13 protein-coding genes, 1 pseudogene and 1 riboswitch are annotated in these 14739 nt (G+C 40.1%); of the genes and pseudogenes, 6 read left to right on the forward strand and 8 right to left on the reverse strand.

What is annotated here, in order from left to right:
* Window positions 1-41 precede the first annotated feature (41 nt).
* From BC008_RS16225 to BC008_RS52465, 4 genes and pseudogenes are all read right to left on the reverse strand, one after another.
* Window positions 42-725, reverse strand: coding sequence for a trypsin-like serine protease (locus BC008_RS16225; RefSeq protein WP_027842996.1), 684 nt, complete (start codon window positions 723-725; stop codon window positions 42-44).
* A 318-nt stretch (window positions 726-1043) separates the two neighbouring features.
* On the reverse strand, window positions 1044-1541 hold the full coding sequence (locus BC008_RS16230; protein ID WP_036265267.1) for a GNAT family N-acetyltransferase: 498 nt from the start codon (window positions 1539-1541) through the stop codon (window positions 1044-1046).
* Window positions 1538-1744: a hypothetical protein gene (locus BC008_RS51360; RefSeq protein WP_235595879.1), complete on the reverse strand. Its 207-nt coding sequence runs from the start codon at window positions 1742-1744 to the stop codon at window positions 1538-1540. The genes BC008_RS16230 and BC008_RS51360 overlap by 4 nt, the downstream gene beginning before the upstream one ends.
* Window positions 1745-1759: 15 nt before the next feature.
* Window positions 1760-1804, reverse strand: a pseudogene (locus BC008_RS52465) (hypothetical protein); the annotation flags it as partial.
* Window positions 1805-2175: 371 nt separating this feature from the next.
* Between BC008_RS52465 and BC008_RS16240 the strand changes: the two are divergent.
* From BC008_RS16240 to BC008_RS16250, 3 genes are all read left to right on the forward strand, one after another.
* Window positions 2176-2886 (forward strand): hypothetical protein, encoded by a 711-nt coding sequence (locus tag BC008_RS16240; protein WP_153009601.1) that lies wholly within the window; start codon window positions 2176-2178, stop codon window positions 2884-2886.
* A gap of 302 nt (window positions 2887-3188) precedes the next feature.
* Window positions 3189-4718, forward strand: coding sequence for a YifB family Mg chelatase-like AAA ATPase (locus tag BC008_RS16245; protein WP_027843000.1), 1530 nt, complete (start codon window positions 3189-3191; stop codon window positions 4716-4718).
* A gap of 478 nt (window positions 4719-5196) precedes the next feature.
* A complete protein-coding gene (locus BC008_RS16250) occupies window positions 5197-7419 on the forward strand; it encodes an amino acid permease (protein ID WP_027843001.1) in 2223 nt (740 codons plus the stop codon).
* A gap of 405 nt (window positions 7420-7824) precedes the next feature.
* On the opposite strand, the gene BC008_RS16255 is transcribed toward BC008_RS16250, so the two are convergent.
* Complete coding sequence (locus tag BC008_RS16255; RefSeq protein WP_235595880.1) at window positions 7825-8115, reverse strand: hypothetical protein; 291 nt, start codon at window positions 8113-8115, stop codon at window positions 7825-7827.
* 315 nt (window positions 8116-8430) lie between these two features.
* Window positions 8431-8486: riboswitch (Glutamine riboswitch) on the forward strand.
* A 36-nt stretch (window positions 8487-8522) separates the two neighbouring features.
* On the opposite strand from BC008_RS16255, the gene BC008_RS16260 reads away from it, so the two are divergent.
* Window positions 8523-8840: a DUF4278 domain-containing protein gene (locus BC008_RS16260; protein WP_027842480.1), complete on the forward strand. Its 318-nt coding sequence runs from the start codon at window positions 8523-8525 to the stop codon at window positions 8838-8840.
* A gap of 149 nt (window positions 8841-8989) precedes the next feature.
* On the opposite strand, the gene chlG is transcribed toward BC008_RS16260, so the two are convergent.
* The 3 genes from chlG to petP form a co-directional block, all read right to left on the reverse strand.
* On the reverse strand, window positions 8990-10033 hold the full coding sequence (chlG, locus tag BC008_RS16265; RefSeq protein ID WP_027842479.1) for a chlorophyll synthase ChlG: 1044 nt from the start codon (window positions 10031-10033) through the stop codon (window positions 8990-8992).
* Between the two features lie 63 nt (window positions 10034-10096).
* Window positions 10097-11200, reverse strand: coding sequence for a Get3/ArsA fold putative tail anchor-mediating ATPase NosAFP (locus BC008_RS16270; RefSeq protein WP_027842478.1), 1104 nt, complete (start codon window positions 11198-11200; stop codon window positions 10097-10099).
* A gap of 405 nt (window positions 11201-11605) precedes the next feature.
* Complete coding sequence (petP, locus tag BC008_RS16275; protein ID WP_027842477.1) at window positions 11606-11797, reverse strand: cytochrome b6f subunit PetP; 192 nt, start codon at window positions 11795-11797, stop codon at window positions 11606-11608.
* Window positions 11798-12327: 530 nt separating this feature from the next.
* Here petP and BC008_RS16280 point away from each other — a divergent pair.
* Together BC008_RS16280 and BC008_RS16285 are read left to right on the forward strand one after the other, a co-directional pair.
* Window positions 12328-13176, forward strand: coding sequence for an ABC transporter permease (locus tag BC008_RS16280; RefSeq protein WP_027842476.1), 849 nt, complete (start codon window positions 12328-12330; stop codon window positions 13174-13176).
* Window positions 13177-13356: 180 nt separating this feature from the next.
* Window positions 13357-14739, forward strand: coding sequence for an ABC transporter ATP-binding protein (locus BC008_RS16285; RefSeq protein WP_058183675.1), 1383 nt, complete (start codon window positions 13357-13359; stop codon window positions 14737-14739).

Raw genomic sequence — 14739 nt, forward strand, 5'->3', positions numbered from 1 at the left:
TAAAAAAACAGTATCAAAAAGAAGTGATTGTTCGCTAAACTTCAAGGATTGATGATGCTATTAATCCAATTGATATAGCGTGAGACGCGTGCGTAGTATTCATATACACCATAAATACCCTGTGGACCTTGATGATCTTGCCAAGAACTTATACCAGCCAATAACCATGTGTCGTTAGCAGTCTTCAGTAAAGCTGGACCACCACTGTCACCAGGACCTGAAATTCCCTCGAGAGGTAGTACGGTTTCCTCACCTGGCGCATCGAAACGAAAAACAATCCACTGATTGTCAACCTGACATATTCGGTTTTGGGCAAGGCGCAGTTTGGTATCTTCTTTGTTTGGACCCGTTAGACCGTCCCCTGTTTCGCCGCGCCCGAAAAATGTAACAATCCGATCTAATTCTTCATCGCCGGTATAAAGTTCTATGGGGTCGATATCGGTACGTGGTTTTTTCAACCGCATAAGCGCTAGGTCATCCCTAAATTCAGGTTCCTCGCAGTTCCCTGGATGTAGAACAATGCGATCGATAGAAAATTCACATCCGTCCAAGAAAGAGAAAACATCATCTGTGGACAGATAATTTGCTACATGTGCTGCTGTTAAGAGCCAAAAAGGATGAATCAGAATGGCGTGGTCGCCGTAAGGTTTGAATGAGCCAAGTGATGGAATGCTTGTCTCTTCAGCCAAGTACTTTACTGGGTCAGTATCGTGGCGAATAATCATGAACTATCTGCTGCTTAAGCTGAGTACAAAGACAAATTGATTGATGGTTGCTTTCTTTGCTTTGAGCAACTAAGTGGGCGAACAAAAATATTTACTCCGCGATCTGCTTGCAGCAGCGCTGAGACGCACTGAGCCGCGCTTAGCAGCGAACGTGAACGCTATCGTACAATTACCCGCACTTTCAAATTAATCAACTGGTAAATTATCGATTTCAAAAGCTACTTTCTGATGGTCGAATCAATGATACTCACCTGTCAATGTGAGCAATTTATTGTTAAGATCGCTGACAAATTAGGTTTGAAGTTGTTGTATCAGATTTTAATCCCGTTTCATGGTCAGGGACCCCGCGCTTTTCCTGACAACTACGAACCCGAAACGCTTATAAAGTCGCAACGCCGGATTGTCTTCCGAGACGCTTAACGAAATAGATGAATGACCATAAACTGATGAGAGCAAGTAAGTGAGCAACTGTGTACCTATACCTTGACCACGGTATTCAGGCAAAACAGCAATAGACAACTCAGGTGTGTCATCATTCACATAACCATAACCTTGATTCTTCCCCACCAGTAAGCGCAACCAGACTGCACCGACAGGTTGACTCGTTTCTGCATCACTAGCAAGAAAGCCACAATCGCCTTCTCGTCCCCAACCCCGAAGGTAGCGAGCAATTTCAGGAATGTGAATCACCTCGCGCGGTAGCGCTATTTGACCTTCAGGAACATAAAGTGCATGATATAACATTTCCCAGAGAAACGCTTCATCTTCTGATACCAGTGGTCGAATAATGCACTCCATGGCCAGCAGCCTTATCATGCTTGTTGTTCAACTTTACGAGCGAGCAAGCGATAAGCACAAGCTCTGGGCATGCAATCGCGCAAACCTTGCGGATCGAATCGTGTTTGGTTCATCTGACGAATTGACTGCGCTTCCTGTTGGCGGTTTTTGAGATATGCTTCTACTTCCTGCTGATGATTGAGATAGAAAGTGATTGTGGCATATACATCAGCTAGCCTCAAAGATGGGTACCGATGGACAATTTCTTCTGCTGTTGTACCTTGCCTAAATACAGTAACAATAGTGTCTAAAGTTACTCATGTACCACCGACTCGAACTACACAATCAGCATCAACTAATAAGGGTGCAGCTTCGGCGACGATTGCGATAGTCATGATGAAGACTTAAATAGTTGCTCTGTAATTTTAACAAATGCCAATACTTGTAGGAATGCCAGTGCGATCGCATAAAGTATAGTTGTTGTATATAATATAAATTTATTAAGTGAATAAGCGTATAAATAAAGATAGCAAATTATTCTGATTATTCTGTGGAAGCTCAAACTTACTGCTGGATCTGCAAGCAAGTTGCCAATAGCGCAGAACATAGAATTAAAAAAAGTGACTTGGTAAACCTTCATGGATCTGGTTCATACAAAGGGGAAAATGCTCTTGTGCTAATTCGCGAGAGGAAAGAATTTCCTATTCAAGGTCCTAATTCAAAGGTTGTCAAATACAAGAAGAATCTGTGCGCGAAGTGCAATAATAATTTTTCCCAGCCTTTTGATAAAGCTTATGAATCTTTTGTTGCATATCTTCTTCAAAACGAAGATGTAGTACTAAAACGTCGATTCATAGACTTCAAAGAAATCTACGGCGATGAATTTGAAGTTGGACAGCGTAACTTGTATAAGTACTTTGTAAAAAGTTTCGGTTGTAGGCTTGCTAATGATGGCTACCCAATTCCTGAAGATCTACCTGCACTGTTACCCAAAAGGCGCTTTAGAACACGACTACGCATAACACTTTCTGTGCATGAAGACTTTTTGCTTCCACCTGAAGGAATCAAAATACTAGGCAATGGACCACTAATGACCTTATTTCCTCTACAAGAAACTCGCCCAACTTGGCTAGAAAAGTGGCGCGCCAAAAAATATGGCAGAACACGTCCTCTTGAATATCGGTGTAGTGAGAACTTTAAATGGCTTTATGTTTGGTATTGGTACAACATCCCACCAGATGGAAGGCTTGGCTCAACTTGGATTGCAGACTCCCAGTATGTCTACCTTGGCAGCCACGAAGTGCTATCTGATGAAGAAAAGCAAAAACTTTCGGGGCAACCAATTGATTTGAACGGTAACACGACCAAAGTGCCAGAAATATAACATCTTACAAAACCATTAAAACAAGCGGTTAATAAAACTGATATTCAAAAAAGGTGGGTTGTCATACCTTTCGTCACTGTTTTGCGACCTATTTACTCGAGAATGGCTGGAATATACGGACTGTTAAAGAATGATTTGGTCAAAAAAGTCAAAAATATAACAAGCAATGCTATCCGCACTCCGCCAGATTTTTAATTGGAAATTGAAAAATCTATCAAACTCACACCTTCTACAAGATTAACCAGAAGCCAGCCAGCATATTTTTTAGCTATAACAATGTTTTATGCTTAAGGTATCAAAATATGCTTGCCAGAGTCTGGAGTGCATCAATTGTTGGTATTGACGCCGTTAAGGTTGGCGTAGAAGTGGATGTATCGGGTGGTTTACCGGGAATCATCATTTTAGGTTTACCGGATAGCGCCATTCAAGAATCAAAGGAAAGAGTCAAAGCAACGCTAAAAAATGCTGGTTTTGCTTTTCCGATGCGAAAGATTGTCATTAATCTAACTCCTGCTGACTTACGTAAGGAAGGACCTTGTTTTGATTTACCCATCAGTGTGGGAATTCTTGCGGCTTCAGATCAAGTTAAACCAGACTTATTGGGAGATTATTTATTTTTAGGTGAAGTTTCCCTTGATGGAAGTCTTCGTCCCGTCGCTGGTGTGTTACCGATCGCTGCTTCTGCTCGGGAAATGGGAATTGTTGGTTTGGTAGTTCCCACAGATAACGCCCAAGAAGCTGCGGTTGTAGAAGGTTTAAAGGTCCACGGATTCGCAAATGTATCTCAAGTTGCTGACTTTTTGAATCAACCCCATAAGTATCAGCCAGTGGAATTGGAAGAGAAACAAGATGTAGGTCGAACGGAATTTAACAGAATAGATTTAAAAGATGTCAAAGGACAAAGCCACGCCCGAAGAGCATTGGAAATTGCAGCTGCTGGAGGGCATAACCTTGTATTTGTAGGACCTCCTGGGAGTGGAAAAACTATGTTAGCGCGGCGCTTACCAGGAATATTACCAGCTTTAGATTTTTCTGAAGCCTTGGAAGTTACTCGTATTCACTCCGTTGCTGGTTTGCTCAAAAATCGCGGGACGTTGGTGCGCGATCGCCCTTTTCGCAGTCCCCACCATTCGGCTTCTGGACCTTCTTTAGTTGGTGGTGGTAGTTATCCCCGTCCGGGTGAAATATCGATAGCACATCAAGGGGTACTTTTCCTCGATGAGTTAACAGAATTTAAACGGGATGTTTTAGAGTTTCTGCGTCAACCCTTAGAAGATGGTTTCGTAACAATCACCCGTACTCGCCAATCTGTGATGTTTCCAGCCCAGTTTACATTAGTGGCTAGTACTAACCCCTGTCCTTGTGGTTATTATGGCGATACCATCCAAGAATGCACTTGCTCCCCTAACAAAAGAGAACAATATTGGGCAAAGCTTTCCGGTCCTCTGATGGATAGAATAGATTTGCAGGTAGCAGTAAACCGCCTAAAACCAGAAGAAATTACCCAGCAGCCTAAGGGAGAGTCCTCAAAAACCGTCAGAGAAAGGGTACAAAAAGCTAGAGCAATTGCCGTGCAAAGATTTACAAATGAGACATCCGTACGTTGTAATGCTCAAATGCAAAGTCGTCATCTGAGCAAGTGGTGTCAACTAGATGACAGTGCTCGTAATTTACTAGAAGCTGCAATCCGCAAATTAGGCTTATCTGCCAGAGCAAGCGATAGAATTTTAAAAGTAGCGCGAACGATTGCAGATTTAGCCGGAGATGAAAATTTGCAACCCAACCATGTCGCCGAAGCAATTCAGTATAGAACCATAGATCGGATGCAGTAAATCATATCTAGTTTGAATTCCTATCTAGTTTGAATTCCTATCTAGTACAGGTCGGCGGAAATAAAGCAGCTATTTATAAAAGTTTAGAAGCTAGATAACATAATATTTATTTCCTACGGACACGCTACGTTAGCGGAGCGAGGCGATAGCCTTAGACTGACTTTCTACTTCCCCACAGCGGCAATAGTTTGAAACTTTGAATTTATACCCAAGAAGAAAATATGAGTTTACGTATTATAAAAGTTTAGTTTGGTTATTTTACTGCATTTTTACTGCAATTCTTTCTTATTAAAGCATATTCTTCCTTTTAGCTATTCCTTGCTTTAAGATTTTTGACATTTGCTGTATTTACATATGTATCAAACATTTACAATGGCTACAGCCTAAATAACTAAATTAGAGTTGTATTTTTTTCTCAGATGCCTAAAATTGTACAACTGAATATATTAAGTGCTTCTGCTAGGAGTACCCCGGAACAATGAAGTTTCAATTCAAACAGAAAGTACGGCAAGATTCGAACTTGCATGACTCCAAATCAAATGAGTCTAAACCTTCTGGTTTAGGAACGTTTGGTGGAGTTTACACGCCCTCTGTGTTAACAATTTTGGGTGTGATTATGTACCTACGATTTGGCTGGGTCGTAGGCAATGTTGGATTAGTGGGCTCTTTAATAATTGTTACTCTTGCTACGTTAATTACCTTTCTGACTTCTCTATCAGTATGCGCGATCGCAACAGATCGAGTGATAAAGGTGGGTGGTGCTTACTACATGATTAGTAGGTGTTTGGGGATTGAAGTAGGAGGAGCAGTAGGAATTTCCCTTTATTTTGCCCAAGCGCTTTCAATTCCACTCTATACCCTTGGTTTTGCTGAAAGTGTGGTGGAAATCTTCAAAAATCTCAATCAAACCTACGTTGCATTGGTAATAACAATTTTGGTTGCGATTTTGGCTTTGACTTCTGCATCCCTAGCAGTTAAAGCGCAATACATTATCATGGGAGCGATTGCTCTATCTCTACTTTCTCTAGTTTTTGGGGGTACCGTACCAGATATTACACCCCAAGCATGGGATACACCTACTAATGGGGAATCATTCTGGAGGGTTTTTGCAGTATTTTTCCCCGCAGTCACTGGGATTATGTCAGGGGTCAGCATGTCAGGGGATTTACGTAATCCCAGCCGTTCTATTCCCATTGGAACTTTAGCTGCTGTAGCTACAGGATACATTGTTTACATGCTTCTACCGCTAATTTTAGCGATGCGTGTCGATACCGGGACTTTGGTAAATGAACCTTTAGTGATGAAAATGATATCCCTATGGAGTCCGGCTATTTTATTTGGGGTGTGGGGGGCGACCTTATCAAGTGCTTTGGGCAGTATTCTGGCGGCTCCTCGAGTTCTTCAAGCCTTAGCTAGGGATAGAATTTTACCGCGTTGGCTATCTTTCTTTGGTAAAGGTAGTGGTGAAAATGACGAACCACGCATGGCGACCTGTTTAACTCTGAGCGTTGCAATTGCTGCTGTTTGCGTTGGCGACTTAAATGCGATCGCGCCAGTACTGACAATGTTTTTCCTCACTACTTACCTAGTTTTAAACATTTCTGCCAGTATTGAAGGATTTTTACGCAGTCCTTCCTTTAGACCCAGTTTTAAAGTCCATTGGGTTTGGTCTTTATTGGGGGGAATTGGTTGTTTGTGGGTGATGTTATTAATTAACCCAATTGCCACAATGGTTGCGGCTTTTATTGTGGTGGCAATATACTTTTGGTTGCAGCAAAGGGAATTAAATACAACCTGGGGAGATGTACGTCGAGGAATCTGGATGGCGCTATTACGTACTGGGATTTTTCAACTCGATAGCGTAGAAGACACCAAAAACTGGCGACCAAATATTTTAGTATTTTCCGGTTCTCCTAGCAAACGTTGGTCGCTGATTCAATTAGCTAATATATTTACCCATAAACGAGGGTTTATTACCGTATCTAGTGTTTTACCCAGCGCTTCAAAAGATTTTGGACGGCAAAAAGATTTAGAAAATACAATTCGCGAACACCTGAAAAAACAGGACGTACAAGCACTTGTCCGTGTAGTTACCGCAGCCGATCCATTCGAGGGAATGGTACAACTTGTGGAAATTTACGGCTTGGGTCCCCTGGTACCTAACACCGTATTATTGGGAGATAGCGAAGATAGCAGCAGGCGCGATCGCTACTGCAATACAATCGTGCAGCTACATCAAGCCAAACGTAGCGTGATGGTTTTACGGGAAAGTCCCGAGCGAGGATTTGGGAAATATCGTTGTATAGATATATGGTGGGGAGGAATGCATGCCAATGGTAGTTTAATGCTTTTATTAAGTCACTTGCTGCGCTCTACCAGTGAATGGCGAGATGCCCAAATACGCCTCAAGTTATTGGTTAGCAAGGAAGGTGCGGCACAAAATGCTTCAGCAAACTTAAATGCTATGCTCAATCGGCTACGTATAGAAGCTATACCAGAAGTAATAGTTGCTGCAAATCGTTCTTTTGAGACAGTTTTACACGAATCATCCAAAAATGCAGATGTAATTTTTCTCGGTATGGCAACTCCTAGTAAGGGAAACTTTAAAGAATATTACGAAAAAATGCATGGGCGTACAGCAGATTTGCCAACGATTATTTACGTCATGGCTGCACCTGATTTTGCTTTTGGTGAGGTGTAGTATAGCGGTCGGCGTTAGTCTAAGCGCGTGTCCGTAGGACATAAGTCAAATTAGTAAAAGATAATTCGCTCGAACCTCACAGAGCGAATTTTTCCATTGAAAACTTTGTTTTTTAATTCTTGAATTTTTGAATTTTTAAATTATGACTCTTGGCTCCTTTAGACGTAGTATGCTACATCTCTACTTCTGACTTCTGATATTATATCCGCTTAATTACTTATGAAAAAATATGTTTGTTTGTAGTAGCGCTTTAGCGCCAATGTTTTTCGATGACGCCAAAGCGCTACTACGAACCTTATCGCAAGTGTTTTACCGGACATGATATGACTTCTGATTTCTGACTTCTGACTCCTGACTCCTGACTTCTACTCCCCTACCAGCAATAAGTAACAATCTAAAGTTATTTTAATACAGCATAGGATTAGTTTTTGCCTGATAATCCAAGCATTCTATTGCTTCTTCTGTATTAGCAATGGAAGGATGAATAGTACATTTAAGTCTGTAATCATCTGTAAAGTAACGGCATCCCGGACAAGGAACTTGATGCATTTTTTTCGCGACATTGATGCTATCACGGGCTGCTGTCCAGATATTGCAACCTACAAGCAGTACTAATAACCACGCACTGACGAAGCAAACAGGTACTAATAAAGGTTGAGCTACGTCAATAATTAGTTGTAACACGGCGAGTTTCAAGAAATTTTCCCAGCTGTTTATTATGAACGAGTAAGTGTACCTTATTTATTACAATTTATTACAATATTTTAAGGTTTATGGGGAAAATATCACTCGAATAAATATCCGTTCAATAGTTCGGAGCATAAAATCTACGAAAAATTTTTCCAATTGAAAATCCTGGAATCACCAAGACAAGAAGTACAGACAGTTCTAAATCTAATGGTAAAAGTAGTTTTTTATCAGAATTCTTAACCATCCATAAGGCAAGTAACACTATTGTGTATGATTCTTGACTTTTCTAGGAAAAACCGTAACAATAGATACAGAAAATAAATCGTTCATCTCCATATCGGAGACGGAAGTAGGAAAAAATTCCGAAGGAACGCGCCTCATCATGACGATGAATTATTTTAGAGGCGAAAATTATGAAACTTAAATATCGTGGCGTAACTTACGAATATAACCCAGCAACACTTGAAACAACTGAAGGAGAAGTTGGAGGTAAATATCGCGGACTTGACTGGCGATTTCGTAATTTAAAAAAACCTCCGGTACTACAACCTTCTGTTAACTTGACTTATCGTGGTGTGGCTTACAATAACCACCCAATAGCAAGTGAAGAAGAAGCAGCAACAAAGGTTAATGAGAAAGCTCGTCAATTGATGTTGAATAAAGAAAAAGCAGCAGATAATCGAGCAGTTTCCATGTTGTACCGTTTAGCTCAAGAATCTGGCTTAGTTTAAGATATTTGGTCAATTGGTAACACTTTTCGAATACCAATACATAGACAATGTTAATAACAGGTAATGGGTAATTAGTTTTTTGTTACCGATTACTCATTTCCAATTACCAATTACCAATTACCAATTACCAATTACCAATTATCTAAACTTTAAATTCCCGCGTGACCAATAGCTAGTCCTGCTACCAGCATTCCTATAACCAGGAATGGCTGAGCGCTCGCTTGGTATTTAACGTCATTTTTCAATGGATTACGGAGAAAGTACATATCCTGGAAAGTTATTTGCGGAATAATTAATAGTAATAGAATTGCTGCATACAAATTCTCATGCAGATATATTAGATAGCCAGCGATCGCAGCCTGGAAAACGTCAATCATAATTACACAAATCCAAGCTGCGGTGGTAACGCCAAACATTACCGGTAATGACTTTAATCCAAATTTTTTATCGCCCTCAACGCTCTTGAAGTCATTAACAATGGCAATACCCAAACCAGCTAAGCTATATATAACGGTGAAAACTGCGACCTTCCAATTAAGTTCGCCAAATAAAGCGTGACCGGTACACCAAGGAAAAGCAATATAACTAGCTCCTAAAGCATAACCTCCCCACCAGCCATTTTGTTTTAGTTTCAGTGGTGGAGCAGAATAGATATAGGCAATAAATGTACCCAGGAAAGCAATAGTAGTAATTGTGGGGAACTCATTCCCAGCCCATTTGTCCAAGCCAAATGCTAAACCAAGTCCAGCTAGCAAAAGAACCCAAATTTGGATAACTACTTGTGGTAAAGGTATTGCTCCCGAGGGAATTGGTCTGTAAGGCTCATTAATCGCATCAATTTCGCGATCGTAATACTCATTTAGAGTTTGGGTATACCCTGCAAGTAATGGACCTGCTAGCAACATACAAGCAGCTGACATTAGGACATTTTCTAACGTCCAAGTATATTTCCCAGAAGAAGCCGCACCGCAAACAACACCCCAAATTAAGGGTATCCAGGTAATAGGCTTCATTAATTGCAGGCGAATTTTCCAAATTGAGGTTCCACCAGCAGCAGCACCCTTCATTCCTAGCAGCTGTCTAGCTTTGGAACCGCTATTTGCATTTGTTTTCACTTCTTCAGGATTTGTAGATTGATTCGCTGAGGAAGATGATGAGTCGGGGTTTGGGGTAATGGGGGTTGATTCTGACATAATAAATATAATGTTGCTAAGCGTTACTAACTAGACTATTAGCTGTTAGGCGTTAGCAATTCTCTAAAAAGAAATTATCAAATAATTATTCTGAAATTTTGCTCCGGTAACAGCTTTACCATTCAAAGGAGGTGGGAGAAAAATATTTCGTCTCTGGTCTCCTGCTTCGATGGTTACCTCAGGACCAGATTGGGTCAATTTTACCTGTTTTTTGTCAAATCCAGGTAAAAATAAGCGTACTTTGGCAGCACTTGTATCAATTTCTATCGGTTTGGGTGCAAGGCTTGCTTGCTCCACAAAATTGGGTAGAGCATCCATCACCGGTTCCCATTTGCTTTCTTTAAGTTCCGGTACTACGGTTACTGTTAGGGGTGCAAATTCTTCAGACAAACTAACATTACCATCACCAGATATTGCGATCGCACCACCAACGGTCAAACCAACTTGTTGTGCGCTTCCCCAAAGATAACGACTAGAAGCGACTTCTAAAGGATCGTCAGTAGTCACTAAAAATGCTGTGACTTGCTTGGGATCTGCAATTGCAGCTTTACCTTTTTCCAAGAAGTTATTAACCTTATTAGTCGGTTGAGCAAAATTATCTGTTGTCCAATTGACGTTGAATAAAGTGCTAACCAGCGGCTGAATTAAAGGTGACGAATCTGAAATCGTTTTACCCAATTCGGAATTAACGAATAATTGGCGAAAACGTCGCACATACCAACTCATAGATTCTGGCATTCCTAACATTCTTAAGCTGTAGGAATCACCAGTACCGTTATAAATAATTACGTCGTAGTTACCACTTTCAAAATATTCCCGAAGTGCATTGAGTGCTAGAGCGCTGTCCATTCCAGGCAAAACAGCCAACTCTTGACCATAGACATCCTTAAGTATGGGTGTCTTAAGGTATTCAGCTTCAATTTTTTTTACATCTTCCCAACTGCGTTCCAATAATACAGAAGCTTGAAACTGTACAACCTGTAAATTAGGCGCTATCTCAATTGGATCTGGACCGACAGGTAAACCCAATAGTAGAGGTAAAATCGGTTCTGCTTGTGCAGCGAGTAGTACGCGCTTACCTTGACTCGCCATCAACTTGGCTGCGGCGACCGCAATTTTGGCTCGATGGGTACCGAGACTACCCAGAAATGTCAGTATCAGAGGCATTATTTGAATCCTAAATTCATCGCCGATTGTTTCAATTCCAAGTTAGCACTCTTACTCGGTTGTGGGGGTAAGATGAGGTTTCAAGACCTCAAAATATGCTTGTGGTAACAGGTGATAGGTAGTAGAGAATAGGGAAGAAATTATCGGATTGGGGAGGAATTATATGTTTCCTCCCTGAAGATACGCATTGCATCTCATCCTTGCAGTTTTTCTTCCTAAGAATAAATAACTGAACCTCAGAACTTATGTATCAGAAGAAATAAATATTATTTCACAACTTCTGCAAACCCTACAATTCCCGTAACTTTCGTTCAGTTTATATGTGTAGGCAGATAGTTTAGCAATTTCCTCGTTCTTGAGAGTTGTAATGCCGAAGAATCGTAGTTAAATACTGGACGTAAGTTACTAGACGATTTTTAGCTCATCTTCAAAAAACCAGGTGGCAAAATTATCATCAAACAGTACTACCAAACCGACGCCACTGCCATCAGTCATTTTATAACTTTGGATAATGCCTATTTGCCCCAATCTCTCAGCAATAGATTTCGATACCCGATCGCGTAGACGACATACTTTCACTTTTTGTCCGATTTCCATGCCAAATGTTAACTCAACTAAACCTATTAAACCAAGACTCAGTTTAGCTGAATAAGGGGACAGATTACAGGGTAAAGATCGAAGGAAAATATCTCAGGGAACTAACTATTGAGAATTATATTCAACGAACTTGGGGTTTAAGTAAAACCTTCTGCTTCTCCGTGCAGGGAAAAGCATATAAGTTTCGATCGTGGTTAATTTGACTAAACTTTAAGAAAGCTTTATTAAGTGCGACTGCAATAAATATTAGTCTTCTGTAAGGAATTTAGCTATTGTTGAAGCTCTAAGTTTGTAGTGAGGCCATTGAGTTTAATATTCTTCCCAATTATGAACTATAATCTATTACATTTTCTATTGAGTTCAAAATTATTGTAAAAACGTAAAATCATTAAATCTGAGAGATTAGATGAAGTTGGAGATTAGATGAAGTTGTAACATTCATTTTTTTGATGCGACAACTACTCTAACTCGATAGCATCGGAATTTGGGTGTGTAAGTAGTGAGTGAGGGCATAAAAATTGCTGCGAACGATGCGAGTTGCTGTCCGTAAAGCAGGGAAGTTGAGAAATTACTTGCCAATTAGTGAAGTTTACTGGGCAAAGTTTGACTTACTTAGAACCTTAGTACGTCGAGACTTAGACACGCGCTACAAGGGTACCATAATAGGTAACTTGTGGCCTTTAGTAAACCAATTATCACAATTATTAATTTACACTTATGTTTTCTCAATTGTCCTGAAGGTCAGATTAAGTCTCAAAGGCTTGTCAGGAGATGAAAGTTTAACTTTTGGATTGTGGTTATTTGCAGGATTACTTCCTTGGATTGCTTTTACAAGCGGTTTACTTCAGTCCAGCAATTCAGTCACAGGACAGCCTAATTTGGTCAAGAAGGTAGTTTTTCCTTTAGCTTTATTACCGCTAGTACCAATTTTATCAACCTTTATTGAAAGTTCTTTCGGGTTGATGGCGTTGATTTTTTTTGTGGCTTTACTTTCTCATACTCTCCATATAACTTTGGTTTTATTACCCCTGGTTTGGCTCCCGCAATTATTGTTAACAGCTGGTTTAGGTTATCTTACTGCGGGTTTAACAGTATTTTTGCGAGATATTCCCCAAACTTTAGGAGTAATTTTAAATCTTTGGTTTTATTTAACACCGCTTGTTTATCCTGCTGATGTGATACCAGAACAATTCAGGGGTTTGGTGTTTTGGTTAAACCCCATTGCTGCGATCGCTCAAGTTTATCGCGATTTAATTTTAGTGGGAGAAGTAAAACATTGGGCTGAATGGGGAATAGCATCCATAATTTCATTTTTGATCTTTTGTGGCGGATTTTGGTGCTATAAACGCTTGCGTCCAGCATTCGCAGATGTTTTATAAAAAATAAGCTTGTGTAAAATTTGTGACTTGTGCGAAATTTGTGGAAACTGAAAAAATATTTTATTTTATTTAGCTGATAATTTCTGAGTCAAAATATTTTGGATTTAGAGTTTTAGATTTAAATTTAGATTTAGAGCGCGGACTTCTCTGTTAATAACTAATTGCAAGTGTATGGTGATTATGGGTGAGGAAATTGCAATTTCGCTGAGAAATGTTTCCAAGTGTTACAAGCAGTACCACCGTCCGGTAGATCGCTTGAAGGAGATTTTATTACCCGACCAAAAAGCATCTGAAGAATTCTGGGCGCTCAGGGACATTAATTTTGATATTTCCAAAGGACAGACAGTAGGAATTATTGGGCGTAATGGTTCTGGTAAGAGCACTTTACTGCAAATTATTGCGGGAACTCTGACGCCAACTACAGGGGAGGTTAGTGTTAAAGGTAGAGTGTCGGCGCTTTTGGAACTTGGTAGCGGCTTTAATCCAGAGTTTACCGGACGACAAAATGTGTTTTTTAATGGGCGTTTGCTGGGATTAAGCCAACAAGAAATTGAAAATAAGTTTGATGAAATAGCAGGCTTTGCGGATATAGGAGATTTTATAGATCGACCTGTTAAAACCTATTCTAGTGGGATGTTTGTCCGTTTGGCGTTTGCTGTGGCGGTAAATGTCGATCCAGAAATTTTGATTGTTGATGAAGCGCTTGCTGTTGGAGATGTAGTATTTCAGCATCGTTGTATGCGGAAAATGCGTACATTAATGGACTCTGGAGTTACGACCCTATTTGTTTCCCATGATTCTGGGGCTGTGAAGACATTATGCAATTCAGCGGTAATGATTCATGATGGGCAAATATATACTACGGGATTACCTAATGATGTTATTATCCGATATTTAAAGCTGGTTACAGACTTAGAATTGGGTTTATCACAAGTTGAGTTAGAGTCTCAACTAGAAGAGCAAAAAGTTCAAGAGCAAACTACTGGTGACAATGTTGCAGAAGATATAGCGGCGAAATCGGTGACTGCTAGTAAATCTTCTGTTAAGCAATCTTCTGTTAAGCAATCTTCTGCAAAACTAAAACGACGAGGAAGTGGTAAAGCTCAGATCGAAGAAATAAAACTGCTCAATAGTTTGGGGGAAGATGTAGGAGTAAGTCCAGTTTTTGGGTTCAATGAAGAAGTTACATTAGTTGTAAATGTAAAGGCATACGAGTCGCTTCAAAGCTGCATTCTTGGTTTTTATGTTTGTGATAAAAATGGCAATGAAGTAATTGGTAGTAATACCTTTGAGGAAAATGTTCGGATTGAAAATTTGGACGCAGGGGAAACTTTAGAGGTTTCATTCACATTTAATTTGCCGTTGAGAGCGAATTCTTACAGTTTGACGGTAGCTGGTTCGGAAAACTATGAAACTTTGACTTTTGATTGGATTGATAATGCAATGGTGTTTCAAGTTTTACCTCCAGAAACAGGAAAGCGCGTTCATGCTTTAGTAGATTTACCGATGGTTGTTAAAGCCAGGAAAGCGTCTTTACCTCGTGTAGAATATACCAAGATTTAA

The organism is Mastigocoleus testarum BC008 (assembly GCF_001456025.1).
Taxonomy (GTDB): domain Bacteria; phylum Cyanobacteriota; class Cyanobacteriia; order Cyanobacteriales; family Nostocaceae; genus Mastigocoleus; species Mastigocoleus testarum.

Excerpts from the sequence above, each read along its gene's own strand:
- BC008_RS16270 (WP_027842478.1), bottom strand. The coding sequence starts at position 11,200 with ATGCCTCTGATACTGACATTTCTGGGTAGTCTCGGTACCCATCGAGCC.
- BC008_RS16230 (WP_036265267.1), bottom strand. The coding sequence starts at position 1,541 with ATGATAAGGCTGCTGGCCATGGAGTGCATTATTCGACCACTGGTATCA.
- BC008_RS16245 (WP_027843000.1), top strand. The coding sequence starts at position 3,189 with ATGCTTGCCAGAGTCTGGAGTGCATCAATTGTTGGTATTGACGCCGTT.
- BC008_RS16225 (WP_027842996.1), bottom strand. The coding sequence starts at position 725 with ATGATTATTCGCCACGATACTGACCCAGTAAAGTACTTGGCTGAAGAG.
- BC008_RS16285 (WP_058183675.1), top strand. The coding sequence starts at position 13,357 with ATGGGTGAGGAAATTGCAATTTCGCTGAGAAATGTTTCCAAGTGTTAC.
- BC008_RS16280 (WP_027842476.1), top strand. The coding sequence starts at position 12,328 with ATGCGAGTTGCTGTCCGTAAAGCAGGGAAGTTGAGAAATTACTTGCCA.
- BC008_RS16260 (WP_027842480.1), top strand. The coding sequence starts at position 8,523 with ATGAAACTTAAATATCGTGGCGTAACTTACGAATATAACCCAGCAACA.
- petP (WP_027842477.1), bottom strand. The coding sequence starts at position 11,797 with ATGGAAATCGGACAAAAAGTGAAAGTATGTCGTCTACGCGATCGGGTA.
- BC008_RS16250 (WP_027843001.1), top strand. The coding sequence starts at position 5,197 with ATGAAGTTTCAATTCAAACAGAAAGTACGGCAAGATTCGAACTTGCAT.
- chlG (WP_027842479.1), bottom strand. The coding sequence starts at position 10,033 with ATGTCAGAATCAACCCCCATTACCCCAAACCCCGACTCATCATCTTCC.